Annotated in this window: 26 protein-coding genes; 20 read left to right on the forward strand and 6 right to left on the reverse strand. The window is 35.4% G+C overall.

All coding sequences use genetic code 11. The features are described from left to right. Positions 1–133: 133 nt before the first annotated feature. Both ccdA and SB773_RS23980 read left to right on the forward strand, forming a co-directional pair. Positions 134–841 carry a cytochrome c-type biogenesis protein CcdA gene (ccdA, locus tag SB773_RS23975; protein WP_001152684.1) on the forward strand — a complete coding sequence of 236 codons (708 nt, stop codon included), beginning with the start codon at positions 134–136 and terminating at the stop codon, positions 839–841. Positions 842–931: 90 nt separating this feature from the next. Continuing rightward, on the forward strand, positions 932–1,438 hold the full coding sequence (locus SB773_RS23980; RefSeq protein ID WP_002014224.1) for a CcdC family protein: 507 nt from the start codon (positions 932–934) through the stop codon (positions 1,436–1,438). Positions 1,439–1,972: 534 nt separating this feature from the next. Here the strand turns inward: SB773_RS23980 and SB773_RS23985 are convergent. Both SB773_RS23985 and SB773_RS23990 read right to left on the reverse strand, forming a co-directional pair. After that, complete coding sequence (locus SB773_RS23985) at positions 1,973–2,413, reverse strand: DUF2621 domain-containing protein (RefSeq protein WP_060750829.1); 441 nt, start codon at positions 2,411–2,413, stop codon at positions 1,973–1,975. Between the two features lie 109 nt (positions 2,414–2,522). Further along, positions 2,523–2,819 carry a hypothetical protein gene (locus SB773_RS23990; protein WP_002033506.1) on the reverse strand — a complete coding sequence of 99 codons (297 nt, stop codon included), beginning with the start codon at positions 2,817–2,819 and terminating at the stop codon, positions 2,523–2,525. Between the two features lie 253 nt (positions 2,820–3,072). Between SB773_RS23990 and SB773_RS23995 the strand changes: the two genes are divergently transcribed. Continuing rightward, positions 3,073–3,651 (forward strand): AAA family ATPase, encoded by a 579-nt coding sequence (locus tag SB773_RS23995; RefSeq protein ID WP_002128548.1) that lies wholly within the window; start codon positions 3,073–3,075, stop codon positions 3,649–3,651. Next, positions 3,648–4,220, forward strand: coding sequence for a DJ-1/PfpI family protein (locus SB773_RS24000; protein ID WP_002167821.1), 573 nt, complete (start codon positions 3,648–3,650; stop codon positions 4,218–4,220). Before SB773_RS23995 ends, SB773_RS24000 begins: the two co-directional genes overlap by 4 nt. Before the next feature lie 13 nt (positions 4,221–4,233). Here SB773_RS24000 and SB773_RS24005 read toward each other — a convergent pair whose 3' ends face one another. Beyond that, on the reverse strand, positions 4,234–5,202 hold the full coding sequence (locus tag SB773_RS24005) for a class I SAM-dependent methyltransferase (protein WP_410592594.1): 969 nt from the start codon (positions 5,200–5,202) through the stop codon (positions 4,234–4,236). Between the two features lie 181 nt (positions 5,203–5,383). Between SB773_RS24005 and hutP the strand changes: the two genes are divergently transcribed. From hutP to SB773_RS24035, 6 genes are all read left to right on the forward strand, one after another. After that, positions 5,384–5,824: a histidine utilization transcription antiterminator HutP gene (gene hutP / locus SB773_RS24010; protein WP_000926519.1), complete on the forward strand. Its 441-nt coding sequence runs from the start codon at positions 5,384–5,386 to the stop codon at positions 5,822–5,824. Positions 5,825–5,926: 102 nt separating this feature from the next. Next, entirely contained in the window at positions 5,927–7,444 is a 1,518-nt protein-coding gene (gene hutH, locus SB773_RS24015) for a histidine ammonia-lyase (RefSeq protein WP_002033511.1), read from the forward strand. Between the two features lie 23 nt (positions 7,445–7,467). Then, positions 7,468–9,126, forward strand: a complete 1,659-nt coding sequence (gene hutU, locus SB773_RS24020) for a urocanate hydratase (RefSeq protein WP_002033512.1) — start codon at positions 7,468–7,470, stop codon at positions 9,124–9,126. Between the two features lie 12 nt (positions 9,127–9,138). Then, a complete protein-coding gene (gene hutI / locus SB773_RS24025; RefSeq protein ID WP_193652464.1) occupies positions 9,139–10,410 on the forward strand; it encodes an imidazolonepropionase in 1,272 nt (423 codons plus the stop codon). Further along, on the forward strand, positions 10,389–11,360 hold the full coding sequence (gene hutG, locus SB773_RS24030; RefSeq protein WP_410592598.1) for a formimidoylglutamase: 972 nt from the start codon (positions 10,389–10,391) through the stop codon (positions 11,358–11,360). Before hutI ends, hutG begins: the two co-directional genes overlap by 22 nt. A gap of 292 nt (positions 11,361–11,652) precedes the next feature. Beyond that, positions 11,653–12,114, forward strand: coding sequence for a CarD family transcriptional regulator (locus SB773_RS24035; RefSeq protein WP_170935206.1), 462 nt, complete (start codon positions 11,653–11,655; stop codon positions 12,112–12,114). Positions 12,115–12,652: 538 nt separating this feature from the next. Here the strand turns inward: SB773_RS24035 and SB773_RS24040 are convergent. After that, positions 12,653–13,747, reverse strand: a complete 1,095-nt coding sequence (locus SB773_RS24040; RefSeq protein ID WP_410592601.1) for an NAD(P)-dependent alcohol dehydrogenase — start codon at positions 13,745–13,747, stop codon at positions 12,653–12,655. Between the two features lie 433 nt (positions 13,748–14,180). Between SB773_RS24040 and SB773_RS24045 the strand changes: the two genes are divergently transcribed. From SB773_RS24045 to SB773_RS24070, 6 genes are all read left to right on the forward strand, one after another. Then, positions 14,181–15,308, forward strand: a complete 1,128-nt coding sequence (locus tag SB773_RS24045; RefSeq protein ID WP_410592603.1) for an alkene reductase — start codon at positions 14,181–14,183, stop codon at positions 15,306–15,308. Positions 15,309–15,375: 67 nt separating this feature from the next. Continuing rightward, positions 15,376–16,944: an FMN-binding glutamate synthase family protein gene (locus SB773_RS24050; protein WP_289404390.1), complete on the forward strand. Its 1,569-nt coding sequence runs from the start codon at positions 15,376–15,378 to the stop codon at positions 16,942–16,944. Between the two features lie 325 nt (positions 16,945–17,269). After that, the gene (gene putP / locus SB773_RS24055; protein ID WP_410592605.1) at positions 17,270–18,748 is read left to right on the forward strand and encodes a sodium/proline symporter PutP; all 1,479 of its coding nucleotides are present in this window, start codon (positions 17,270–17,272) and stop codon (positions 18,746–18,748) included. 340 nt (positions 18,749–19,088) lie between these two features. Continuing rightward, positions 19,089–20,027 carry a ring-cleaving dioxygenase gene (locus SB773_RS24060; RefSeq protein ID WP_410592607.1) on the forward strand — a complete coding sequence of 313 codons (939 nt, stop codon included), beginning with the start codon at positions 19,089–19,091 and terminating at the stop codon, positions 20,025–20,027. Positions 20,028–20,054: 27 nt separating this feature from the next. After that, positions 20,055–20,669 (forward strand): alpha/beta hydrolase, encoded by a 615-nt coding sequence (locus SB773_RS24065; protein WP_002087830.1) that lies wholly within the window; start codon positions 20,055–20,057, stop codon positions 20,667–20,669. Positions 20,670–20,806: 137 nt separating this feature from the next. Next, positions 20,807–21,601: a phosphotransferase gene (locus SB773_RS24070; protein WP_002014251.1), complete on the forward strand. Its 795-nt coding sequence runs from the start codon at positions 20,807–20,809 to the stop codon at positions 21,599–21,601. 136 nt (positions 21,602–21,737) lie between these two features. Here SB773_RS24070 and SB773_RS24075 read toward each other — a convergent pair whose 3' ends face one another. Continuing rightward, entirely contained in the window at positions 21,738–23,270 is a 1,533-nt protein-coding gene (locus tag SB773_RS24075; protein WP_410592609.1) for a BA3702 family sensor histidine kinase, read from the reverse strand. A gap of 236 nt (positions 23,271–23,506) precedes the next feature. Between SB773_RS24075 and SB773_RS24080 the strand changes: the two genes are divergently transcribed. After that, positions 23,507–23,878: a VOC family protein gene (locus SB773_RS24080; protein WP_353825323.1), complete on the forward strand. Its 372-nt coding sequence runs from the start codon at positions 23,507–23,509 to the stop codon at positions 23,876–23,878. Between the two features lie 20 nt (positions 23,879–23,898). Here SB773_RS24080 and SB773_RS24085 read toward each other — a convergent pair whose 3' ends face one another. Further along, positions 23,899–24,708 carry a YitT family protein gene (locus SB773_RS24085; RefSeq protein ID WP_000251329.1) on the reverse strand — a complete coding sequence of 270 codons (810 nt, stop codon included), beginning with the start codon at positions 24,706–24,708 and terminating at the stop codon, positions 23,899–23,901. 144 nt (positions 24,709–24,852) lie between these two features. On the opposite strand from SB773_RS24085, the gene SB773_RS24090 reads away from it, so the two are divergent. Genes SB773_RS24090 through SB773_RS24100 form a run of 3 tightly spaced genes read left to right on the forward strand, consistent with a single transcriptional unit; the run spans position 24,853 to position 26,393 of the window. Further along, on the forward strand, positions 24,853–25,656 hold the full coding sequence (locus SB773_RS24090; protein WP_060750818.1) for a protein phosphatase 2C domain-containing protein: 804 nt from the start codon (positions 24,853–24,855) through the stop codon (positions 25,654–25,656). A gap of 15 nt (positions 25,657–25,671) precedes the next feature. Beyond that, positions 25,672–26,124 (forward strand): peptidoglycan recognition protein family protein, encoded by a 453-nt coding sequence (locus SB773_RS24095; protein WP_060750817.1) that lies wholly within the window; start codon positions 25,672–25,674, stop codon positions 26,122–26,124. 17 nt (positions 26,125–26,141) lie between these two features. Next, positions 26,142–26,393 (forward strand): DUF2164 domain-containing protein, encoded by a 252-nt coding sequence (locus tag SB773_RS24100; protein ID WP_002087817.1) that lies wholly within the window; start codon positions 26,142–26,144, stop codon positions 26,391–26,393. Positions 26,394–26,485 lie beyond the last annotated feature (92 nt).

Below are 26,485 nucleotides of genomic sequence, written 5' to 3' on the forward strand. Positions count from 1 at the left end.
TGAAAACGTTTTATTAGAAAGTGTGTGAAAGGGTAGTTTTTCTTATTGTCATGTTGGAAAAGTGAATTCATGAAATGTCCATAGTATTTTCAATTGTTTTTGCTACAATATTGAAGAGGAGAGGAGTGGAATAATGCAAGATATTAGTATTTTTTTAGCGTTTGGAGCTGGGTTCTTATCATTTATATCCCCATGTTGCTTACCGCTTTATCCGGCATTTTTATCATACATAACAGGTATGTCGGTTTCTGAATTGAAAGAAGAAAATGCAATGCTTCGCAAAAGAAGTATGATACATACAGCGTTTTTCTTACTTGGTTTTTCAATTATTTTTATTGCAATTGGATTTGGTACAAGTTTTATTGGAGGCATCTTTACAAATTATAAAGATTTAATTAGACAGTTAGGTGGTATATTTATCATCGTGTTCGGTCTTATTATTGTCGGTGTGTTTAAACCGAAGTTTTTAATGCAAGACCGTAAATTTACGTTTAAAAATCGTCCGAGTGGCTATTTTGGATCCGTTCTAATTGGGTTGGCCTTTGCTGCAGGGTGGACGCCTTGTACTGGACCTATTTTAGTGTCTGTCATTGGATTAGCAGCAACAAATCCAGAATCAGCAATGATTTATATGATAGCATACATACTTGGGTTTGCTATCCCGTTTTTCGTACTTTCATTCTTTATTACGAAAATGTCTTGGATTAAAAGAAATAGTATGAAATTCATGAAGATTGGAGGATACGTTATGATTGTCATGGGTATCTTCCTATATTTTAACTGGATGACGAAAATTATCGTATATTTCTCAAGTTTATTTGGTGGTTTTACCGGTTTTTAGTATTATTCTGTGAAAATGTTGGAAATACTAACGGAAAAGCATATAATAAAATTATATTTTGCATATAGCCACAAAAAAGGATGAGAAAATATGAACATAGTTCTGTTATCAAGTATCGTTGCTGTTTGTATGGCTGTCGGTGCGATGTTTATTCGTTTAAAAGCAGCTAAGAAACCTGCAACATTGAAAAAAATTATACTTCCCCCATTTTTTATGAGCACGGGAGCGTTGATGTTTGTTTTTCCTGAATTTCGATTAACTCCAGCAGAAATGTTAGAAGCAATTGGCGTCGGTTTGTTTTTCTCTATTTTTCTTATTAAAACATCTAAATTTGAAATTAGAGGACAAGAGATTTATTTGAAGCGTTCAAAAGCATTTGTTTTTATACTAATTGGATTACTTGTCGTGCGTATCGTGTTTAAAACATACTTAAGTCAATCTCTTGATTTAGGACAACTTAGCGGTATGTTCTTCTTACTTGCGTTTGCAATGATTGTTTCATGGAGAATTGCAATGTACCGTTCCTTTACGAAATTACAGAAGGAAATGGAAAAAGAAGATGGTTTTTATAATGAAAAAGATATGAAGTTAACGTAAAGAGTGTTATATGTATAAAGAAACAACGTCTGATTAGACGTTGTTTTTTGTTAATCACTGAAAGGTAACTTCCTCAATTCTAGTTGTGATGTATAAATTGTCGACCATCGAAGAAGCAATTTAAGTTTGACGTTACGAATGGACCGATATAAGGAATACTATTTGGTTTGAAGTTTTATCACCGGTAATTGGTGGCTAAGTTAGATTAGGTTGGATCGTATAGGAGACGTTCCTTCATTAACAATTACTCCACTTGATGGTACTGATACAACATGAAAGTGGAATGTTAATGACGAAATTTCGCTTAGCTTAAGTGTCTTGAGCCGAATCTAATATTGCAAATATAAATGCAACAGGATGAATTGCTGCGAATACAACATATACCTCTGTAAATATTACAGGTACTGGCGATACGATTTATACGAGTGCTGTAGGGTTACAGATAGATTTAGCGAAAGTGAGATTAATTGCTACAAAATCAGTAACTGTAAGTTGAGCTTATAAAAAAGATTGCTATAAAATAGCAATCTTTTTTTACGAAGGGTATTTTGTTAGTAAAGATTGATAATGAGAATAATCAATCTTTTTTTCTTGTAGTTTTTTAACTAAAAATTTATGATCACGCTTTGGTGTGGCGATGATATATCCTTTAATAATTAAATCTTGTGTAATTTTAGAGGCATTTTCTTGTAATGCTAGTTCTCCGATTTTACCAGCAATTTTTGATTTAGCAACATCGCGAAATAGTTCAGGAACAGGGCTTACGAGTTCTTCTAATAATTGTTTCTGCTCGTTATCCCATAAGTGTCGTGTTTGATCAATATAACGCTCTTCCCAATCCAAAATGGACATACCGTCTTCTTTTGGCAACCGTTTTAGGAATTTTCTGAACATGAAATATCCACCAATGGACATAAGCCCTAATAATACAACAGTCCAAACGACTATAAACCAACTAAACCATCCTTCAAGCAATTGTATGCCCTCCTTTAACGAAAGCAATATTTTATATTTTATTTATATTATAAGCAATGAGATTCATAGAAAGCAAGAACGCTTGATTATTTTGACCAAGCGTTGTGATTTAAACGAAGTATAGTTGTTCAACACATAAAATATCATTGTCATTTTCTACATATTCAATGATGAGTGTGCCAACTTTACGATCTTTATCTTCAGTTGTGAAAATAGAGTAAGAAGTAAAACGTGTTGTTGATAGGCCGCTTATATGTGTAGGTAAAGGAATGTAGTCGTTATCGCGGAAGAATTCCATCAGTTCAATATCTTCAAATTCTTTTCGGTCAACTTGTTTGTTTGTATAGCGGCGTTGAAGTTGTTTTAAAGATGCATTCCAAGAAATTGCTTTTGTGTCGTATACCATTGTTCTATCTCCTTACTGTATGTAATTATTAAGAACATACGTTCTAATCTAGTATACTCTTTTTATAAGAAAAGGGAAAGCAAAAAATAATGTAAGCTTGGATTTCCAAGCTTACATTATTTTGCGTCCGTCATAATCTCTATTTTTTATTATAAGTTAGATAAGAATAAGAAACAAGATGATATATATCTTGTTGATAGTTTTCAAAATTCTGTTTATTATTTATGTAATACAGTACAAGGGAATGAGAGGGATGACATATGTAATTTCACTCCAAGGACCGATGGCAAGTGGGAAAACAACATTGGCAAAAAGGTTAGAGCAATATGAGCTTTCAATTATATACGAAAATCCATATCCAATTGTAGAAAAAAGAAAAGAATTACATTTAGATATGAACTCAAAAGAGGGGTTTATTACAAATCAGAAAATGTTTATTGAAGCAAAAATAAAAGAGTTTCAAAATGTGAAAAGCTCAGTCGTGATTTTTGATCGTGGACCAGAAGATATTGAATTTTATACACTCTTTTATCCGAAGATGATAGGGAAAGAGTGGGGTATAGAAACAGAATTAAAAGATGAATTGTATAAATTAAGAGAATGCCGTTCGGATGCAATTTTTTATTTAGATGTTTCGAAAGAGAGTTTGTATGATAGGAGAAATAATGATAGGACAAGAAATCGAAGTACATTTGAGGAACAATTTAAATTAGTAGAAGTTGAAAAAGAATGGTATAAACAATTTCCCGTAACTTATGTGGACACTAATATATTATCAGTGGACGAATTAGAGGCATATTTTATAGGGTGGCTAAGGGAGAAAAGGCTATGAAAAAAATATTATTATTCGTATACCCGACATTTGCAGAGTTTGAAATAACGGTAGCAACAGCATTGCTGAAAAAGAAATATGAAATCATTACAGCGGGTTTAACAAAAGAAATGATTATAAGTGAAACAGGCTTACAAGTACAGCCGCATATAGAATTAAGTGAAGTGCGTGTAGAAGAATATGAGGGGATTATCATTCCGGGCGGAGATGAAATACATATGAAAGAGGCGAAACTGCTTTTTTCAGTTATTCGTCAATTTTCTGAGCAAGGAAAATTAGTGGCAGCGATTTGTGCTGGACCGTATGCGTTAGCAAGGGCAGGTTTACTAAAAGAAATCTCTTATACAGTGACCATAGATTATCAAAAATTAGATTGTTTTCCAGTAGAAAATTTTGTGTATACAGAAGTTGTACAGCACGCAAATATTATTACAGCACAAGGACATGCATTTGTGCCATTTGGACTAGCGATTGCCTCCTATTTTGGAGTAGTGAATGAACATAATACAAATTTTTATAGTGGAAAGGGCAATATAATGATGGAGAATCTTTTACCGGAAAACGTGTAAAAGCTAGCGAATGCTAGCTCTTTTCTTTTTTACATCGATAAATCACTAACGTTTTCGGATCGCGCCATATACCGTTATGAAATGATAAATCATTTTCTATTTCTTCTTTTAGCCATTCCTTCATTTCGGTGTGAAGGGACATATTATCAGGTATATTCAGCGACGGGAACATGCTAGAAATATAGTTAACGATTGGAGTGGCATGATGAAAAAGAAGTGCATTATGAATAATTGTTTCTTCAACAGTTGAAAAAACAGAGTGTAATAGATCTTTACCATTTTCTAAACAAAATGGAGCTACTGACGGTGATGTTTTTGGTAAATCAAATGTGACTAACATTTTGTTACACATTTCATCTATACGAGGTAATGAAACTTTAGAATTTGTTGTAGCTAAAAGGGCGCCGCCAGGACGAATTATCTTATGGAATCCTTGAATAGTTTTTTCGACATCTTTCATGTGGTATAACATATGCCTTGCGATTAGCAGGTCATAACAATTAGCTTCGAAAGGAAGTTTACTAGCGTCACCGAGTTTCCATTCAATCATATTATTCGTTATAGCAGCTTCAGAAAGCATAGTTTCGGATTGATCAAAACCAGTTAGATGTCCTTTATGACCATTAGTTTGCAAAAGGGAAAGAAATTTTCCGTTAGCACACCCGACCTCTAATATTTTTTCTTCACCTTGGAGTTGTAAATGTTCAATGACGACTTCATCTACATTCACTTGTTTTTCTTCGTAATGTTTATGCGTATCGATACGTGTTTGTAAATGGTTACTTACGTTGTATTGGCGTTTTACATCATTCATTTTTTCACATTCCACCTTTATGCAAAATTGCTGAATCGCATGTGTTAATACATCTGTTTTATTTAAACCTTCGTAATGGAGTGCGTCTTCAAACCTTGTAAGTAATTTTTCTTCAATTCGAAAATGAATATCTTTTCGCTTCGCCACTGAAATTTCGCCCCTTTGCATCTGTTAGTGAGACTATAGCACGTCTGAAAAAAATCTGTAAATAAATTGTGTACACAAGTACAAGTATGAGAGGGATAAAAAATTGCTTGAATAATATTTTAAACTATTGACGATTTAACCGTTTTCATATATTCTTAAATTAAGTAATATTCAAATAATTCAAAAGAAATGAGAGAGTCACATGCTTCTTCAAGGAACACATCGAATTGGTCGTATGGCCATGCTGTTGGCACTTGCGGATGAGAATGAAAGTCCCGTATTATCTATTCCGAAAGGTTGGAAATATTGTACTGGGAAAGTTGGTTCTATGAATTCGCAAAAAGTAGTAGCAGCAATGGAAACAGCGGCTAAGAGCAACCGAGTTATTGAAACAGATGTTTACAGAGAAACACATGCACTTTATCATGCAATTATGGAAGCTTTGTACGGAGTGACGAGAGGTCAAATTCAGTTAGCAGACGTTCTTCGTACAGTAGGACTTCGCTTTGCGATTGTGCGCGGTACACCATACGACGGAAAAAAAGAAGGCGAATGGGTTGCTGTTGCACTTTATGGAACGATTGGTGCACCTGTAAAAGGATCTGAGCATGAGGCGATTGGTTTAGGAATTAATCACATATGATTTGCCCATAGTCTATTAGTTAGAAGGGGGCCTTATTTTTTAGGACAGAAGTCTGTCTTAAAAAGATAAGGTCCCCTTTTGCCTTTATAAGGAGGAAAAAGAATGATTACGTTAACAGGACACACATTGACAGTTGAAGAAATGAAGAGGTTGTTACTTGAAGGTGAAGGTGTAACAGCTTGCCCAACTAGTATGCAAAAAGTGGCAGAGTGCCGCGAAGTTGTCGAGAAAATTGTAGAGGACGGAAAAGTCGTTTACGGTATTACAACTGGATTTGGAAAGTTTAGTGATGTACTTATTCAAAAAGATGATGTAAAAGCACTTCAACACAACTTAATTCAGTCACATGCGTGCGGAATAGGCGATCCATTCCCTGAAGAAGTATCACGCGGTATGTTGATTTTACGAGCTAATACGATGTTAAAAGGAGTATCGGGTGTTAGACCACTTGTTGTAAACATGCTTCTTGAGTTTGTAAATCGTAAAATTCATCCAGTCGTTCCGCAACAAGGATCACTAGGAGCGAGCGGTGATTTAGCACCTTTATCTCATCTTGCTCTCGTTTTGTTAGGTGAAGGTGAAGTGTTCTACAAAGGAAAACGAGTTCATGCGATGGTTGCTCTTACAGAAGAAGGACTTGAACCTATTGAACTTGAAGCAAAAGAAGGTCTTGCGTTAATCAATGGTACGCAGGCAATGACAGCGCAAGGGGTTCTTTCTTATATAGAAGCTGAAGCAAGTGCTTATCAATCAGAATTAATTGCATCGATGACAATGGAAGGATTACGCGGCATTATTGATGCATTCGATGAAAATGTTCATAAAGCGCGTGGTTATAAAGAGCAAGTCGAAGTGGCAAGCAGAATTCGTGATATTCTTCATGATAGTAAACTTGTGACAAAACAAGGAGAACTTCGTGTACAAGATGCATATTCACTTCGTTGTATCCCGCAAGTTCACGGTGCTTCTTGGCAAGTTTTAAATTATGTGAAAGAAAAATTAGAAATTGAAATGAATGCAGCAACAGATAATCCACTTATTTTTGATGGCGGTGAAAAAGTAATCTCTGGTGGTAATTTCCACGGACAACCAATTGCATTTGCAATGGACTTCTTAAAAGTAGGGATGGCGGAGCTTGCAAATATTTCAGAGCGCCGTATTGAACGCCTAGTAAATCCGCAATTAAATGACTTACCACCATTTTTAAGTCCAGAACCAGGACTTCAATCAGGTGCCATGATTATGCAATATGCAGCGGCTTCACTCGTTTCAGAAAATAAAACGTTAGCTCATCCAGCGAGTGTAGATTCAATTCCGTCTTCAGCTAACCAAGAAGATCACGTAAGTATGGGAACAATCGCTTCACGTCATGCGCATCAAATTATTCAAAATGCAAGACGCGTTCTTGCAATTGAGATGATCTGTGCGATGCAAGCAGCAGAATATCGCGGAATTGAAAACATGAGTACAGTTACAAAAACGTTCTATCATCAAGGTCGTCAGCAAGTGCCTTCTATTACAAATGACCGTATATTCTCAACGGATATTGAAAATATCGCGCATTGGTTAAAAACGAATTATTCAATAAAGGAAAGATTGGATGTAAATGCAGCACTATAAAACGAGAAAAGGGAGAGATTGAAATGGAAAAAGTACAACAAACAATTCGTGCGGCAAGAGGTACTGAGTTACAAACGAAAGGATGGGTTCAAGAAGCTGCACTTCGAATGTTAATGAACAATTTAGATCCTGAAGTAGCTGAAAAACCAGAAGAATTAGTTGTGTATGGCGGAATTGGCCGTGCAGCTCGTAATTGGGAAAGCTACCATGCAATTGTTGATTCATTAAAAACGTTAGAAAACGATGAAACGTTACTTGTTCAATCAGGAAAACCGGTAGCGATTTTTAAATCACATGAAGATGCGCCTCGCGTTCTTTTAGCGAACTCAAACTTAGTACCGAAGTGGGCGAACTGGGATCACTTCCGTGAACTAGAGAAAAAAGGTCTTATGATGTACGGACAAATGACAGCGGGTAGCTGGATTTACATTGGGACACAAGGGATTTTACAAGGAACATATGAAACATTTGGTGAAGCGGCACGTCAACATTTCGATGGTTCATTAAAAGGTACTGTAACGATTACTGCTGGTTTAGGTGGCATGGGTGGCGCACAACCGCTTGCTGTAACGATGAACGGCGGTGTTGTAATTGCTATTGATGTAGATAAGCGTAGTATCGATCGTCGTATTGAAAAGAGATATTGTGATAAGTATACAGAATCATTAGAAGAAGCATTGGCTATTGCAAACGAATATAAAGAGAAGAAAGAGCCTATTTCAATTGGATTATTAGGTAATGCAGCAGAAATTTTACCTGAGTTAGTAAACCGTAATATTATCCCTGACTTAGTTACGGATCAAACTTCTGCCCATGATCCATTAAACGGTTATATTCCAGTAGGTTATACAGTAGAAGAAGCAGCGAAGCTTCGTGAAGAAGATCCAGAACGTTACGTACAATTATCAAAAGAAAGTATGAAAAAACATGTAGAAGCAATGCTTGCAATGCAAGAAAAAGGCGCGATTACATTTGATTACGGAAATAATATTCGCCAAGTTGCTTTCGATGAAGGATTAAAAAATGCTTTCGATTTCCCGGGATTCGTTCCAGCATTTATCCGTCCATTATTCTGTGAAGGAAAAGGACCATTCCGCTGGGTAGCACTTTCTGGTGATCCAGAAGATATTTATAAAACAGACGAAGTTATTTTACGCGAATTCGCGGATAATGAACATTTATGTAATTGGATTCGTATGGCACGCCAGCAAGTTGAGTTCCAAGGTCTTCCATCACGTATTTGTTGGCTTGGTTATGGCGAGCGTGCAAAATTTGGCCGCATTATTAATGAAATGGTGGCTAATGGGGAATTATCAGCACCGATCGTTATCGGCCGTGACCATTTAGATTGCGGATCAGTAGCATCTCCAAACCGTGAAACAGAATCTATGAAAGACGGTAGTGATGCAGTAGCAGACTGGCCAATTTTAAATGCATTAATTAACAGTGTAAACGGTGCAAGCTGGGTATCTGTTCACCACGGTGGTGGCGTTGGTATGGGGTATTCACTTCACGCTGGAATGGTTATCGTTGCAGATGGAACAGAAGCAGCGGCAAAACGTATTGAACGCGTATTAACTTCTGACCCTGGTATGGGTGTTGTTCGTCACGTTGATGCAGGCTATGACTTAGCGGTTCAAACTGCGAAAGAAAAAGGCGTTAACATTCCAATGATGAAATAAGGAGGAAGAAACATGCTGGACACTTTACTAATAAATATCGGTCAATTACTAACAATGGATCAAGAAGATGGCTTGTTAAGACGGGAAGCGATGAATACGCTTCCTGTTATTGAAAACGGTGCGGTTGGAATTGAAAATGGTGTAATTACTTTCGTTGGAACAGCGGAAGAATCTAAAGGATTACAAGCGAAAGAGGTTATTGATTGCGGCGGAAAAATGGTTTCTCCTGGTCTTGTTGATCCGCATACTCATCTTGTATTTGGTGGATCTCGTGAAAATGAAATCGCGCTAAAACTACAAGGAGTTCCGTACTTGGAAATTTTAGAACAAGGTGGAGGTATTCTTTCAACTGTAAATGCAACGAAACAAGCGTCGAAAGAAGAACTTGTTCAAAAAGCTAAATTCCATTTAGACCGTATGCTATCTTTCGGAGTTACAACTGTAGAAGCGAAGAGTGGTTACGGATTAGATGATGAGACAGAATGGAAACAATTAGAGGCAACTGCACAATTACAAAAAGAGCATCCAATTGATTTAGTTTCAACATTTTTAGGTGCTCATGCAGTTCCGAAAGAGTATAAAGGAAGATCGAAAGAATTTTTACAATGGATGCTAGATCTATTACCAGAAATGAAAGAGAAGCAATTAGCTGAGTTCGTTGATATTTTCTGTGAAACAGGTGTGTTCTCTGTAGAAGAATCAAAAGAATTTTTATTAAAAGCGAAAGAGCTTGGCTTTGATGTGAAAATTCATGCAGATGAAATCGACCCTCTTGGTGGTGCGGAAGCAGCGGCTGAAATTGGTGCAGCATCAGCGGACCATTTAGTTGGCGCTTCTGATAAAGGAATTGAAATGCTTGCAAACTCTAATACAGTAGCGACTTTATTACCAGGAACAACTTTCTATTTAAATAAAGAAAGTTTCGCACGCGGCCGCAAAATGATCGATGAAGGTGTTGCGGTTGCTTTAGCTACAGATTTTAACCCAGGTAGCTGTCCAACTGAAAACATTCAGCTTATTATGAGCATTGCGATGCTGAAACTGAAAATGACACCAGAAGAAGTTTGGAATGCGGTAACAGTGAACTCATCTTATGCCATTAATCGAGGCGATGTAGCTGGGAAAATTAGAGTTGGTCGTAAGGCGGATTTAGTTTTATGGGATGCTTATAATTACGCTTACGTACCGTACCATTACGGCGTAAGTCATGTGAATACAGTATGGAAGAATGGGAATATCGCATATACAAGAGGTGAACAATCGTGGAGCACGGCCACTATTTAAAGAAAAATGCAAAGTTTATCGATCGGGAAGTGACGAAATGGAGCGAAATGATTAAAAATTGGGAGGAAGGTGTGGAAATATTCGGTGCTGCCTTAATTGGAGCGCCCTTTTCTAAACCATCTATTAGTCATTCAGGAGCATGTTTTGCACCAAAAACAATTCGTTCAATGTTGGATGCATATAGCACGTACGCAATTACAGAAGAACACGATATGAAAGAAAGTGTTCTTCATGATTGTGGTGATATTACGATGCATGTGACAGATATAAAAGAGAGTCATAACCGAATTGCGAAAACAGTTGGTCACTTGACGAAAGTAAATCCGAAAATGATACCAATCGTTCTTGGTGGTGACCACTCGATTAGTTTTCCGAGTATAACTGGTTTTGCAAATAGTAAAGGGAAGGTCGGTATTATTCAATTTGATGCCCATCATGATTTACGTAACTTAGATGATGGTGGTCCATCAAATGGTACACCGTTCCGTAGTTTGCTAGAAAATGATGTGATTACAGGAAAACAACTCGTTCAAATTGGGATTCGTAATTTTTCAAATGCACGAGCGTACCATGAATATGCAAAAGAGCATGGCGTGACAGTGTATACAATGAAAGATGTAAGAGAGCGAAAAATAAAAGATCTTATTTCAGAAAGTATTGAAGTATTAAGAAAACAAGATGTGACTTCTATTTATATTTCTCTTGATATGGACGTACTAGACCAAGCGTTTGCGCCAGGCTGTCCAGCAATTGGCCCTGGTGGGATGGATAGTACAACTTTACTTGATGCAATTGAATTCCTTGGTAAAGAGCCACTCGTTCAAGGGATGGATATAGTAGAAATTGATCCAACTCTTGATTTTAGGGATATGACGAGTAGAGTAGCTGCGCAAGTGATTATGAGTTTTCTTTTAGCGCGAGAAACGATTAGTAGACAGGTTAGTATATAAGCGAAGGATCGTGTGTGAAGTTTTGAAGCAACCGTTTTTGTCATTATATAAAAATACATCGCTACTTATATGTAGTGATGTGTTTTTTTTGTTTTACAAGGTATATAAAATTGGAGAAAATGGGTGTGGAAATGTAACAAAATCGCGGGTTTTTTAGTGTTTCTGTACAGCTTGAATTTTTATGTGTAAATAAATTGACATAGAAAATAATTTTGTGATATTATAAAAATTTTGCTAAAAAAATAAATGTGTGTTAAGATTGAAAAGGTTACCATATATGGAGGTGGATTATTTGTTTCAAATTGGCGATAACATCGTTTATCCAATGCACGGAGCAGGTATAATTAAAGCCATAGAAGAAAAGGAAATCTCAGGAGAAAAAAGACAGTATTATGTTATAAAAATGTCGGCTAGTAATATGGAAGTAATGATTCCTATGGGGAAAATATTGAGTTCAAATATACGACCAGTTACAGATATAAAGGCATTAACAAACATAATAGATATTTTTCAGCATGGGGAATCAGATAGATTACTTACGTGGAAACAAAGGTATAAATTGAACACTGATAAAATAAAAACGGGTAAAATACAAGAAGGTGCTGAAGTTGTACGTGATTTATTACGTATGCAGAAAGAAAAAGCACTTAATGCAAGCGAAAAGAAAATGTTAGATAACGCACATGAATTTTTGATTAGTGAGCTGGGATTAATTGAAGGTATCACAGAAAATCAAATAAAAAGCTTTTGTTAAGATTCATTGTAGATAATGTATTACATCCCAAAAAAGATCTTGAATTTTTTGGGAATATAATTATAGAAAATCAATCATTTCAAAGACATTCAACTCTTTCAAACCACTTTTAGAGCATTAACCTCTTTTGTTATTACTACAATTTAATCCATTTTTATTTTTTAATTTCTTTTACGAATGTTCGAAGTTTAATTAAATAACTCGATAAAATAGTTACTTGATTTTTGCAATCCTGATTCACACTGGCACGGACGAGGAGCCGTAAGGATGAAAGAGAGGTAGGGCTTTCATTGTTTTAGGTATATAAGTTATTATTTTTAGAAGAATACTGAACCACTCCCACTTCTATTGTTAAGAGATTTTCCATATGTGAGGAGATAATAATTGTTTATTTTCTTTATTTAAAAGAGATAAACGAATTGTTAGCCTTATATGGTCAACTAAAAAAGGTTTCCTACTTAGGAAACCTTTTTAATTTTATTTATTCCATTTCAGGATATTTTTGTTTTGTTAGTTATCGGGAAAAAGTAAACAAATGTTACTCCATTACGATAATAGGTTTAATCGTTTTTCCTGTTTTAGAATCTTCAAATGCTTGAGCAATTTCTTCAAAAGAATAGAATTGTACAAACTTATCGAATGGGAATAGTCCTTTTTGATAGAAATTAATTAATTTTGGAATGAATAGTTGCGGTACTGCATCACCTTCAACTACCCCTTTAATTGTAATAGCTTTTACGACAATTTCATTTGTTACGTTTAAAGTTAAATCCTTTTTACCAACAGCAACAGTTGCCATTGTACCTTTTACTCGTAAGCATTGAATGGATTGCAGTGTAACAGTATTTACGCCAGTTGTTTCAAATGAGTAATTAGCTCCACCGTTTGTAATTTCTTTAATTTTGGCAACTGGATCTTCGTTTAAGTTATTAATCGTGTGTGTAGCCCCTAATTCCTTCGCTAATTCTAAACGACTATCATGAATATCAATGGCAATGATTGTAGTACATCCAGCAATTTTAGCTGCCATTAAGCCACTAAGGCCAACAGCACCGGTTCCAAATACAACTAGGCTACTACCTGGTTTTGGCTGTAATGAATTTAGGATCGTACCGCTACCAGTCATAATTCCACAACCAAGTGGTCCTAACAAACGTATATCAACATCTTTTGGTACTTTTACAGTATTATTCTCATCAACCACGGCATGGTATGCGAATGAAGATTGGCCGAAGAATTGAGAAATGTCATTATTGTTAAGATCGTGTATAGGTGTTACATGGCGTTTGTTTTTTCCAGAGAAGTTTAATTCAATCATATTTTCGCAAGCAGCAGCATTACCATCTAAGCAATTTTCACAATGACCACAGTAAGAAAATCCAAGTACAACATGGTCACCAGGTTTAACCGATGTTACATTACTTCCCACTTTTTCTACAATACCAGAACCTTCATGTCCTAAAACAACTGGTTTTGGTGTTGGCATTGTACCGTCTAAAACTGTTGCATCTGTATGACATATACCCGAAGCGATAATTTTTACTAATACTTCATCGTCTTTAATATCGTTTAAGTATACTTCTTGCATATTAAAATCTTTTTCAGGTGTAGAAACGATAGCTTTTGTTTTCATTGTTATCCTTCTTTCTAAAAATTAAATAAGAAAAAATACTTTCAACTATCTAGGAGTCTTTTATTAGTTCCTAAAATTTCGTTGGTATAATTAAAAAACAAATGAATTATTGAAACCTCGTTAGTTTAAGTTTGAACATAGTACATTGGAAACAGGTTCTTTTTGGTTAGTAAATAGTTAAATAATTAATTACCAATATATTCTATAGTAATAAAACTAGAAGAAAAGAAAACATCCACTTAACAAGTATTTTCCTCATCCACTTACTGAACATAAAAATAGACAGTAGAGTCTTGAATACCAGAACCCTTAAAGTTAAAAAACAGTTAGTTTTATTATGCGAATATTCCTACGTAAGAGCGTATAAATTGACGTTACTATCTAAAAGTAAGTATGATGCGATTATAGTAAGAATTTTTTAGGGGGAAGAAAAATGACAAGTGCAAATAATAAAGCTGCAAGTATTTATGAAGGAACAAATATAAACGATTGGGGATCTTTTGAAAATATTGAAGAAACGAAGTTATTTCATCCGATTCAAATTGGATCTTGGTCTCTTCGTAATCGCATAGCGATGGCACCGATGACGAGATGTTTCGCGGATCATGAAACGGGAGTCGTTGGTACTGATGTGGTAGAGTATTATAGAAAACGTGCAGCTGATGGAGTTGGCTTAATTATTACAGAGGGAATCGTCATTAGCCCAAGGGCAAAAGGTAATCCGGGAGTACCAGGGATTTATACACAAGAACAAATCGATTCGTGGAAGCCTGTTACAGAGGCAGTACATAAAGAAGGTGGAACGATTATTGCTCAAATATGGCATGTTGGCCGTATGAGTCATCACGAGATAATTGGTGGGCAAATGCCACAAGCACCGTCTGCTATCGCTGCAGAGGGAAATGTTCCGCGTTTTCGTAAACCGTTCGACACGCCAGAAGCAATGACGTTAGAAGAAATACAAGAGGTGATTGGTCAATACGCACAAGCTGCGAAAAACGCGATTGAAGCTGGATTTGATGGAGTAGAAATTCATGGGGCGCACGGATATTTAATCGATCAATTTACTTATGAGTTCGCAAATAAGCGTACTGATAAATACGGCGGAGATTTAAAGCAAAGGCTAACGTTTATGAAAGAAGTAACGGAGGCTGTAATAGAAGCTGTTGGGGCTGATAAAACACTTCTTCGTTTCTCTGCTTTCAAAGGTGATAATCCAACTTATATGTGGGAAAACCCTGAGCTTGCAATTGAAACGTTTGTAAATATGTTTAAAGAAGTTGGATTAACGATGATTCACCCTTCAACGATGAATTATACGGCAGTTATTGCTGACGGCAAGAATTTTCATCAATTAGTAAGAAAGTATTGGGATAGTACTATCGTAGGAGTAGGTAATTTGAATCCGAAAGAGGCAGAAGAAGCACTGCAAGAAGGAACAATTGATGTAGTGGCATTCGGAAGACCTTTAATAGCTAATCCAGATTTTGTTCATCGAATTAAAAATGCTGAAAGTTTAGTTGAATATGATGCGAAAGAGCATCTTGCTACATTAATTTGAATAAAGATAAAAGGAGAACACATCAGGTGTTCTCCTTTTATTATGGATTTTCATAGGAGGAAGCGGGATGAGTGAAACGCTACTCGTTATTATTAGTATATTGCTCTTATTGATGTTACTATTAATCATTTTTTTTATTATTACATTTTTTATTAAAAAACGGACGCATCATTCTATATTAAAGTTACATCCATACTTAGGAAGGATGCGTTATTTACTTGAAAAGATAGGACCGGAATTTAGGCAATATTGGTTTGACCATGATACGGATGGAAAGCCCTTTTCACGTTATGATTTTCAAAGTGTAATGTTTCTAGCAAAATACCGTTCAGAAATACTCGGTTTTGGATCAAAACGAGATTTTGATGCATCTGGATATTATATCGCTAATACATTATTTCCGAAATTAACAGATGAATTAAGTGTGAATGTAACGAAAGAACGTGAAGGGAAAAAGTATGTGATTCATAAAGAAGGGTTATTTTCACGAAGAGAAAAATTGACAGCGGATACAACGAATCTTTGGTTATATGAAGAAGACGATGCAATTATCGTCGGTGAAAACCGCAAATATCCGTGGAAACTGTATGGCATGTTTGGCGCATCAGCAACTTCTTACGGTGCGATTGGCGAAAATTATATTTTGGCAAGTGGATTTGGCGCGAAGATGGCTGGCGGTTCGTGGATTAATACGGGGGAAGGTGGTGTAATACCGGAACATTTACATACCGGTGCAAATATCGTTGCGCAAATTGGTCCAGGATTATTTGGATATCGTGATGAGGATGGTAAGTTTTCAATGAAGAAATTTATGGAGAAAGCGAAAGAAAGTAATATTAAAGCATTCGAATTGAAATTTGGGCAAGGTGCGAAAATACGTGGTGGTCATCTAGAGGGACAAAAAGTAAATGAGAAAATTGCTTCTGTTCGGAATGTGCGAGAAGGAGAAACGATTAATTCACCGAATCGATTTCCATTTTTAAAGAATGCAGTAGATACACTTTATTTTATTCAACGTTTGCAAGAAAACGGTGGTAAACCAGTTGGGATGAAGATTGTAATTGGACAGCAGGAACCGTTGGAAGATTTATTCAAAACGATGAAAGAGTTAAACATTTATCCAGATTTCATTACAATTGATGGTTCAGAAGGTGGATCAGGTGCTACGTATAAATCAATGGCAGATAGTATGGGAATACCGCTTATTCCAGCATTACTGACATGTATTGATACAGCGAATCATTACGGTGTTCGGGAAAAATTCAAAGTGTTTGCCTCAGGGAAATTAATTACACCAGATAAAGTGGCAATTGCTTTAGCCATTGGTGCAGATGCTGTAAATTCAGCACGCGGATTTATGATGGCAAGTGGCTGTATAATGGCACTTCAATGTAATTCCGGACAATGTCCATCTGGAGTTGCCACGACGAATCCGCACTATCAAAAAGCGCTAGATCCGTATGAGAAGAAATGGCGAGTAATGAATTATGTTGTTAGTATGAGATATAGTTTGTTCTCACTTGCGGCAGCAGCGGGAGTAAAGAGCCCGCGCCATTTAACGAGAGAGCATATTGTGTTTAAAGATGAGGTGGGGCGGATAGTTCCTCTTTCAGAATTGTTTCCTACTAGTAAATAGAAGATAAGCTATGTTTAATACATTAAAAGTCATACATTCGTATGGCTTTTTTCTTTTAAAATTCAACTAATAAAAGAATGAAAATAAGGTGTGAAAAAACGCTATTTTATTTTCTGAATATTTTTACTTTAATTTCTTTTAAAAACCGGGTAATCCACTGGGATAAAGGCGTTTATAAAGGTTTTCACATGTAGTGAAAAGGGCTTGTTCACTTGAAAGAACAAAAAATGTTTGTTAAGGTAGGGAACCATAAGCGAAAACAAGAAAATAGAAAAAGTCATTTTTCGAAATTTTGAATGGCTTATGTAACTAAGGGAGAGATTTGGTGAAGATTGAGATTATGGTTTCGCTTGCTATTTATATGGCAGGTATGTTGTATATCGGTTATTGGTCTTATAAGAAGACATCCGATTTATCAGATTATATGTTAGGCGGAAGGGGACTCGGTCCAGCAGTTACAGCTTTATCAGCTGGTGCTTCTGACATGAGTGGTTGGATGCTAATGGGATTACCTGGTGCGATGTATGCAACAGGATTATCAAGTGTATGGATTGCGATAGGTTTATTAATAGGTGCTTATGCAAACTATTTAATTCTTGCCCCGCGTTTGCGAACGTATACAGAAATAGCAAATGATTCAATTACTATTCCAGATTTTTTAGAAAATCGGTTTAAAGATCGTACGAAAATACTTCGTTTTGTCTCCGCTATCGTCATTTTAGTGTTTTTCACATTTTATGCGTCAGCTGGTTTAGTTTCAGGTGGACGTTTGTTTGAGAATTCTTTCAATCTTGATTATAAAATTGGTTTATTTGTAACTGTCGGTGTCGTTGTTGCTTATACATTATTCGGTGGCTTTTTAGCAGTAAGTTGGACCGACTTTGTGCAAGGTTGTATTATGTTTATTGCTCTTGTGTTAGTGCCAATTGTAGCTTTTACAGATGTCGGTGGTGTAACAGAAACATTCAATACGATTAAGCAAGTTGATGCATCGCATTTAGATATGTTTAAAGGTACTACAATTCTTGGTATTATTTCATTTTTAGCATGGGGTCTTGGGTATTTTGGTCAACCGCATATTATTGTTCGCTTTATGGCAATTACCTCTGTTAAAGATTTAAAAACTTCTCGTAGAATCGGTATCGGTTGGATGACGATTTCAATTATAGGTGCAATGCTTACTGGTCTAATTGGTATTGCTTATTACGCTAAAAATAATGAGAAATTACAAGACCCAGAAATGGTCTTTGTAACATTCTCAAACATTTTATTCCATCCGTATATTACTGGATTTTTATTGTCAGCTATTTTGGCTTCGATTATGAGTAGTATTTCCTCGCAATTACTCGTTATTTCAAGTGCTGTAACGGAAGATTTCTATAAAACATTTTTCCGTCGTAACGCAAGTGATAAAGAACTTGTATTTATCGGTAGACTGTCAGTATTAGTAGTAGCTATGATCGCAGTTGTTTTAGCGTATCATCCAAGTGATACAATTTTAACACTTGTCGGTTATGCTTGGGCAGGATTTGGTTCAGCATTCGGACCCGCCATTTTATTAAGTTTATATTGGAAGAGAACGAACAAATGGGGCGTTCTTGCTGGTATGATTGTAGGTGCAGTAGTTGTTATTACTTGGGTACAAATTCCAAGTTTAAAAGCGACTATGTATGAAATGGTACCTGGATTCTTCTGTAGTTTATTAGCTGTTATAGTTGTAAGTTTATTAACGAAAGAACCAGTGAAAGCAATTCATCGTGAATTTAACGAGATGGAAGCAGTATTGGAAGAGGAAACGAAATAATTAGCGAAGAGAGTAAATGGTAACTAGCATTTACTCTCTTTTGATTTAAAATGAAAATAAGTGCTTGTTGACAACTAAAAGTAAGTAACTTATAATAAATATTGAGTTCAAGATAATTTATTTCCGAATAAAGATTTCAGATGGAGTAAATATTTTTTTGGAATTATCTCGAATTCGAGATGAATTCAGTGATATAGAAGATAATGCGTAATTTCACAGCTTATATCTCGAATTAAAGATAAAATCATAACGATGGATTTTACTTTGCAGTATGGACAAAATGAATAATGAATTTTAATGTATAAAAGTTTTTAAAATGAAATAAAAAGGGGCGGAGAAAATGGAAAAGAAAACAATGGGAATTCATCACATTACAGCAATCGTAGGACACCCACAAGAAAATGTAGATTTTTATGCAGGTGTATTAGGATTGCGTTTAGTAAAACAAACAGTGAATTTTGATGATCCAGGTACGTATCATCTTTATTTTGGTAATACAGGAGGAAAGCCTGGAACAATTATTACGTTTTTTCCATGGGCAGGTGCTCGTCAAGGTATTATTGGGGACGGTCAAGTAGGCATTACGTCTTATGTCGTACCAAAGGGCGCAATGGAGTTTTGGGAAAATAGATTAGAAAAATTCGACGTACCGTATACAAAAATGACTCGGTTTGGAGAACAGTATATAGAATTTGATGATCCACATGGTTTGCATATAGAATTAGTTGAAAGAGAAGAGGGCGAATTAAATAATTGGACTTTTGGGGAAGTTACGCCAGAAGTAGCAATTAAAGGATTTGGCGGTGCTGTTCTTTTATCGGCACAACCTCAAAAAACTGCTGAATTATTAGAGCATGTTATGGGGCTTGAGAAAGTAGGAGAAGAGGGAGAGTTTATGCGGTTCCGTTCTTCTGCTGATATTGGAAATATTATCGATTTGAGATTATCAACAATTGGACGTGGGCAAATGGGTGTTGGTACAGTTCATCATATTGCTTGGAGAGCGAGTGATGATGCTGATCAATTAGACTGGAAAGAGCATGTGTCTCGCTTTGGATATGGTGTAACCCCTGTACAAGACCGAAACTATTTTAACGCAATTTATTTTAGAGAACACGGCGAAATCTTATTTGAAATTGCAACAGACCCTCCTGGTTTTGCCCATGACGAATCTTTAGAGACGATGGGTGAGGAGTTAAAATTACCGGATCGATATGAACAACATAGAAAACAAATTGAACAGACACTCTTACCATTTGAAGTGAGAAATCTAGATTAAAGTGATTGAAAGGGGAAAAGGAATATGATGAAACATGTTTTTCAAAAAGGAAAAGATACGTCAAAACCAGTGTTGTTATTGCTTCATGGTACAGGAGGAAATGAATTAGATTTATTACCGCTTGCAGAAAGAATTGATCGGGAAGCTTCTGTATTAAGTGTTCGTGGAAATGTATTAGAAAATGGGATGCCTCGTTTCTTCCGCCGATTAGCAGAAGGTATTTTTGATGAAGAGGATCTTGTTTTCCGTACGAAGGAATTAAATGAATTTTTAAATGAAGCAGCAAAAACATATGAATTTGATAGAGATAATATCGTAGCTGTTGGGTATTCAAATGGAGCAAATATTGCGGCGAGCTTATTATTCCATTACGAAAATGCATTAAAAGGTGCAGTCCTTCATCACCCAATGGTGCCTAGAAGAGGAATAGAATTACCTAATTTAGCAGAGAAATTCGTATTTATCGCTGCTGGAACAAATGATCCAATTTGTTCACCTTCTGAGTCAGAGGAATTGAAGATGCTATTAGAAAATGTAGATGCTAATGTAACAATGCATTGGGAAAATAGAGGACATCAATTAACGATGAATGAAGTAGAGAAGGCAACAGAATGGTATGAAAAAATATTTTCACATGCATAAATAGTAGACTAAATCGAGTGTAAAATCATAAAGATTTTATACTCGATTTTTTTGTTGCAATTTAAGGGGTTAAAAGAGAATAGGAAAGTTATGTTAAAATATAAAGAAAATGTAGAATAATGGAGGGGAACTATTAGATGTCAAACTACGAAAATGAAGAAATGCTAACGGGTGGGAATGTCTCAAACGTATATCGTTCGGAAGATACTGTTCGACGAGAATTAAAGCAAGGCAGTACCAAAATTCATAAGCTATTAAATCATTTGGAAAACAAAGGTTTTAGTTATGCACCAAAGTTTTTAGGTATTGATGATAAAGATAGAGAGATATTATCATTTATTGAAGGAGAAGCTGGTAATTACCCTTTAAAAGAGTACATGTGGTCTAATGATGTTTTAAAAGAAATAGCGAAGATGCTCCGTCTTTATCATGATGCTGTGAGTGATTTCCCGTTATCAGATGATTGGAAACCGATGGATAATACTCCAAATAAAATAGAGGTTGTATGCCACAATGATTTTGCAATATACAACATTATTTTTAATAACGAAAAACCAGTAGGTATTATTGATTTTGATGTTGCTGGTCCTGGACCAAGACTTTGGGACATAGCCTATACTCTTTACACTTGTGTCCCATTAAGTAGAGTTTATTATAAGGAAACAGGTGCGGCGGTTTATTATAATTCATTACAGCATGCAGACCGCATAAAGCAAAGAGTTAAATTGTTTTTTGAGTCCTATAAAAGTGATGGCATCGCCGAGGATTATTTGGAGATGGTACTTCTACGATTAGAAGGATTATGTAAATACATGAAAAGAAAAGCACTAGAAGGCGATATGAACTTCCAAAAGATGATAGATGAAGGGCATCTTGAACATTATGAAAATGATATTCAGTTTATTCGTAAACATGGAAAAGAGTGGATTTAATAAAATAAATCGTATACAAAAATAAAGCTCAGAGTCATATAGGGACTTTGAGCTTTTTAACGTATTAGTGTAGATGTTTTCCACAATAACCCGACTACTTATAACAGATGTCTTTTACTATATTAATGTAGCATAGTTAAGAGTTTGTTACAGGCTGAGCTGTAGCAATCGGTAATTGAATATCGACAGTTGTTCCTATGTTTAATTCACTGGAAATGAATAATTTTCCGTGATGCTCTTGAATGATTTTATAGCACATCATTAAGCCAAGGCCAGTTCCTTTTTCTTTCAAGCTATAAAAAGGTTCGCCAAGACGAGCCATGCGCTCTTCAGGAATCCCACAACCTTCATCCATAATGCGTATTGAAACAAAATCATTTTCTAACGAAGCTGTTTGAATGAATATGTTACCACCATCAGGCATCGCCTCGATTGCATTTTTTAATATGTTAATCAAAACTTGTTTTAATTGATTACTGTCACATTGAATGTCAGAAATATAATCGAAATGATCCATGATGATATGAACGCTATGCATAACTGCTGTTGGTAAAATAAAAGTTACAACTTCTTCAATTAATGTTTGTACGTTGCATGTATGAATAGATAACACTTGTGGTTTAGACATCGCCATAAATTGGCTTGTTATAGATTCCATTTGTGAAATTTCACTCAACATAACGTCTACATACCATTTATTTTCCTCATTTATTTCTGGATGTAATAATGTTAAAAATCCTTTTAATGAAGTGAGTGGGTTTCTAATTTCATGGGCAATTCCAGCTGTCAGTTGTCCTACTACTGCAAGCTTTTCGGATTTTCGTAATAACTTTTCAGTTTCTTTTAGTTCGGTAACGTCCCTTCCCATCACTATAAGACCTTTGCGTGAGCCATCAGGGTGGAAGAGTGGGACCTTTGAAATACTTAAAATTAGGTCGAAATCATCTCTATGTATAATAAATTCCTCTCCGTGAAGAATTTGTCCTTTTTGCCATGTTAGTTCATCAACTTCTTCACAATGCAAAAAAGCTTCCCGATACGCTTCGTTATATTGAATGAGTTCATTATCTCTTTTTCCATGATAAGGAACGTTATGGAAATTGAAACAAGAAAGCGCATAGTCATTCGCTTCAAGCCAGCGCCCTTCATGATCCTTAAAAATAACAAATGCAGGCATTGAATTCATTAATGTGCGTAATCGTTTCTCACTCTCTTGTAATACTTTCTCAATTCTTTCTGATTTTTCAAGGGGTTTCATAATGGCGTATACACCTGTTAAACGGTTTTTAACAAAAATAGGAACTAATTTTGTTACGACATCTAGTAAATATCCGTCTTTATGATAAATAGAGACGATATACTCTTTTTGATTGTCAGCTGCAGCATTTTTTATGTATTGTAGCACTTGATCAGAAATATGTGCTTCTAAAATAGACGTGATTATTTTTCGCTCTAATTCGTTAGAAGTATAACCTAATATTCTTTCCGCAGCGGGGTTAATATGTAAAATAACTCCTTCTAAATTCAATGAAATAATACTATCAGGGTTATGTTCAAAAAGAGATGCATACATTTCTGCTAAAGAACGATTTTGTATATGGTTTCGCAAGCGCTCCGATACGTTTGGGTGACGCTTTTTTTGAGTAGATGAATGTTTTTTACGACTCATAATATTTCCTCCGTACAACTAGCATCTAAAAAAGATGAATCTAGTACTAACTATAATATAGGTGCAATGTGTATTTCTATAAAAAATGGAAATTATATAATAAATTTTCTTTTTTATTTTTAGTGGAAGGTAAAAAAGGGTAGTAATAAGAGAATCTTATATTGCTTTATTAATATTTTCTAAGTTACATGAATGTATTTTCGTTATAACATTAGAATAGAAGAGGGGGAAGGAATATGAAAAATTATATTCAAGGAATTGATCATGTACAAGTAGCGGCGCCAGTAGGATGTGAAGAAGAAGCACGAGAATTTTATGGTGATAAAATTGGTATGGAGGAAATCCCAAAGCCAGAGGAATTAAAGAAGCGTGGTGGGTGTTGGTTTAAGTGTGGAAATCAAGAGATTCATATCGGAGTTGAGCAAAATTTTAATCCAGCTAAAAAAGCGCATCCAGCTTTTTATGTTTTGAAAATTAATGAATTTAAACAAGGGTTAATAAAGCAAGGTATTGAAGTAATAGATGATCATGCGCGACCAGATGTAATCAGATTTTACGTGTCAGATCCGTTTGGAAATCGAATTGAATTTATGGAAAATAAAAACTAGGTGAAGGTCCACCTAGTTTTTTACACTTTTCTAAACAATCCTAATACTTCAACAGTCTCCGTAATATTAACGAATGCATGAGGATCAATTTCCGAAATCGTTAGTTTCATACTTGCTAATTCTTCACGTGAAACGACTGTCATAAGTACACGTTTTTTCTCGTTTGAATAAGCACCTTCACCATCAAGTAACGTAATTCCACGTACTACAGTTGAAAGAAGCTTTTTTTTCATTTCTTCTGCTTGATTTGTTACAATCATAAGTGTAACTTTACGATGTTTCGTATGAACGGCATCAATTACTTTACCAGTTACATAAATTGAAAGTAAGCTTGTAAGGGCAACATCCCAAGTGAAGAAAAATCCTGCAATGACAACAACAACAGTATTTAATGCAATAAGGAATCCACCAAGTTTAATATCTCGCTTACGAGATAACAACATACCGATAATATCAAATCCACCAGTTGAACCATGGCAGTTAAAGACAAGACCAATACCAGCTCCGGCGATGACACCGCCAAATACAGATGATAAAAGTGGATCTGTTGCTACGACTTTTACTGGAACATAGTATAATGCAACAGATAATACAATTACAGAAACAACCGTGTTAAAAATTACTTTTTTTCCAAGACCTATGTATCCTAAAATAAGGATAGGTAAGTTCAATACAAAGTTAATAATACCTGTGTTTACAGGGGTTACAATCCCTAAAATAATAGCAATTCCGCCAATTCCACTACTTAAAATTTTATGGGGGATAAGGAAAAGATTAAAGGCAATTGCGATAATAATAGAACCAAAAATAACACCAAGAAATCTGACCATCTCTTTCCCGTCCTTCACTAAATAATCATATTATTTCAAGATTATATATGAAATTGAAAGTTTTTTGGGAAAACAGTTTATTTTGGAAAATTAGATTAATCTAAATAATTCGAGTGTTTGAAAAAAATGGGAGGGGATACAGATATGAAGATAACGACGTATCAACAGAAGAGTCCTTTAAAACAAGAGTGTGAGGATTCATCTTTTTGTAATGAAGATAAAATGATTTATGGTGTATGTGATGGAGCAACACCGTTAGTTCCATTTTGTGATGAAGAAGGACATAATGGAGCATACATTGCTTCGCATTTATTTGCAAGTCATTTTACTTCGCTACGAGGAATCAATAGTTTACAAGATGAAGTTGCAAAGGCGAATGAATTATTGCAAAACAAGATGCTAGAGTACAAGGTTGATACGAGAAAAAAAGATCATCTGTGGTGTACATGTATTGCAGCAGTTCAAATAGAAGGCGATAAACTTGAATATGCACAATTAGGTGATTGTATGATCGTTGCAATACTTCAGGATGGAGCGATAAGAGTATTAACGAAAGATACGGTTCAAGGAATTAGTAAACGTGCAAAAAAGAAGAGAGAGGAAGATAGAGAAAAGGGATTACCTATACCTGAGGAACACGTTTTTCAAGATGTTCGGGAGCAGTTAAAATACAATCGCTATCTTGCAAATATGCCAAACGGCTACTCAGTTGCAAATGGGATGAAAGAAGCTATGGATTATTTACAATATGGTGAATTACAGGTAGCTGAAGTAAGTGGGGTTTTTATTTGTTCAGACGGATTGTTTCACCCAGAGTGGTCGTTAGAACAAACTGTAGCATATATAAGAAAGAATAGTATAAAAGAATATGTAGCAATCATTGAAAGGTTAGAAGGAGAAAATAGAATAAGACCAGATGATAAAACAGTTATTATGATCGATTTGTAAGAGGAGGATGTTCATATGGAAATTAAATGTGTAAATTTAACATTTCAAAATGAGTTAGTTCCTTTAGAAAAAGTAAATAAACTGATCATCCACCATACGTCAGAAGATGGCTGGGATGTGTATAAAACTCACGAATTTCATCAAAAGGTAAGAGGATGGAGCGGGATTGGTTACAATTATTTTATTGAAGAAGATGGAAGTGTAGTCGAAGGACGAGGTTTACATATTGGAGCACATGCGAAAGATAATAATAGTGATACAATTGGAATATGTATGACGGGGAATTTTGATAAATATGATCCAACTACTGCACAAATGAATTCATTATATTCTTTATGTAAAATATTTATGAAGCAGTTTGCCATAGAGAAAGGAAATATACTCGGCCATAGGGAGTTAGAAGGGGTTACAAAAACTTGTCCAGGAAATCGCTTTTCTATGGTAGAGTTAAGAAAAGTATTATCTTAAATATAGAGGAGTAACGAATGATGATGAACATAAAAATACCGACTGATAAAAAAGAAGAGCTTGTAGCACAAATTCAGCAATTTTTCGTTGAAGAAGATTTAGATGAAATTGGACGTTTCCAAGCAGAACGTTTAATAGAAGAAATGATAAAGTTAGTAGGACCATTTGCATACAATCAAGCAATTGGAGATGCAAGAAAACTTGTAAGTGAGAAATTAACAAATATTGAAGAAGATTTGTATGTGTTAGAGAAGAATGAAGGGAAATAAAAAAAGACTAGAAATTTGGTCTTACCCCTGTCAAGTAGACAGTATGAAAAAGACTAAGCAGCCATCGAGATTCGATATTCTATCGGAGCTCG

Origin of the sequence: Bacillus sp. SIMBA_074 (assembly GCF_046534555.1) — a bacterium.
In the GTDB taxonomy this organism is placed as follows: Bacteria; Bacillota; Bacilli; order Bacillales; family Bacillaceae_G; genus Bacillus_A; species Bacillus_A mycoides.

Coding starts and splice junctions, on each gene's coding strand:
- ccdA (WP_001152684.1), top strand. CDS start 134: ATGCAAGATATTAGTATTTTTTTAGCGTTTGGAGCTGGGTTCTTATCA.
- SB773_RS23980 (WP_002014224.1), top strand. CDS start 932: ATGAACATAGTTCTGTTATCAAGTATCGTTGCTGTTTGTATGGCTGTC.
- SB773_RS23990 (WP_002033506.1), bottom strand. CDS start 2,819: ATGGTATACGACACAAAAGCAATTTCTTGGAATGCATCTTTAAAACAA.
- SB773_RS23995 (WP_002128548.1), top strand. CDS start 3,073: ATGACATATGTAATTTCACTCCAAGGACCGATGGCAAGTGGGAAAACA.
- SB773_RS24000 (WP_002167821.1), top strand. CDS start 3,648: ATGAAAAAAATATTATTATTCGTATACCCGACATTTGCAGAGTTTGAA.
- SB773_RS24005 (WP_410592594.1), bottom strand. CDS start 5,202: ATGCAAAGGGGCGAAATTTCAGTGGCGAAGCGAAAAGATATTCATTTT.
- hutP (WP_000926519.1), top strand. CDS start 5,384: ATGCTTCTTCAAGGAACACATCGAATTGGTCGTATGGCCATGCTGTTG.
- hutH (WP_002033511.1), top strand. CDS start 5,927: ATGATTACGTTAACAGGACACACATTGACAGTTGAAGAAATGAAGAGG.
- hutU (WP_002033512.1), top strand. CDS start 7,468: ATGGAAAAAGTACAACAAACAATTCGTGCGGCAAGAGGTACTGAGTTA.
- hutI (WP_193652464.1), top strand. CDS start 9,139: ATGCTGGACACTTTACTAATAAATATCGGTCAATTACTAACAATGGAT.
- SB773_RS24040 (WP_410592601.1), bottom strand. CDS start 13,747: ATGAAAACAAAAGCTATCGTTTCTACACCTGAAAAAGATTTTAATATG.
- SB773_RS24045 (WP_410592603.1), top strand. CDS start 14,181: ATGACAAGTGCAAATAATAAAGCTGCAAGTATTTATGAAGGAACAAAT.
- SB773_RS24050 (WP_289404390.1), top strand. CDS start 15,376: ATGAGTGAAACGCTACTCGTTATTATTAGTATATTGCTCTTATTGATG.
- SB773_RS24060 (WP_410592607.1), top strand. CDS start 19,089: ATGGAAAAGAAAACAATGGGAATTCATCACATTACAGCAATCGTAGGA.
- SB773_RS24065 (WP_002087830.1), top strand. CDS start 20,055: ATGAAACATGTTTTTCAAAAAGGAAAAGATACGTCAAAACCAGTGTTG.
- SB773_RS24070 (WP_002014251.1), top strand. CDS start 20,807: ATGTCAAACTACGAAAATGAAGAAATGCTAACGGGTGGGAATGTCTCA.
- SB773_RS24075 (WP_410592609.1), bottom strand. CDS start 23,270: ATGAGTCGTAAAAAACATTCATCTACTCAAAAAAAGCGTCACCCAAAC.
- SB773_RS24080 (WP_353825323.1), top strand. CDS start 23,507: ATGAAAAATTATATTCAAGGAATTGATCATGTACAAGTAGCGGCGCCA.
- SB773_RS24085 (WP_000251329.1), bottom strand. CDS start 24,708: ATGGTCAGATTTCTTGGTGTTATTTTTGGTTCTATTATTATCGCAATT.
- SB773_RS24090 (WP_060750818.1), top strand. CDS start 24,853: ATGAAGATAACGACGTATCAACAGAAGAGTCCTTTAAAACAAGAGTGT.
- SB773_RS24095 (WP_060750817.1), top strand. CDS start 25,672: ATGGAAATTAAATGTGTAAATTTAACATTTCAAAATGAGTTAGTTCCT.
- SB773_RS24100 (WP_002087817.1), top strand. CDS start 26,142: ATGATGATGAACATAAAAATACCGACTGATAAAAAAGAAGAGCTTGTA.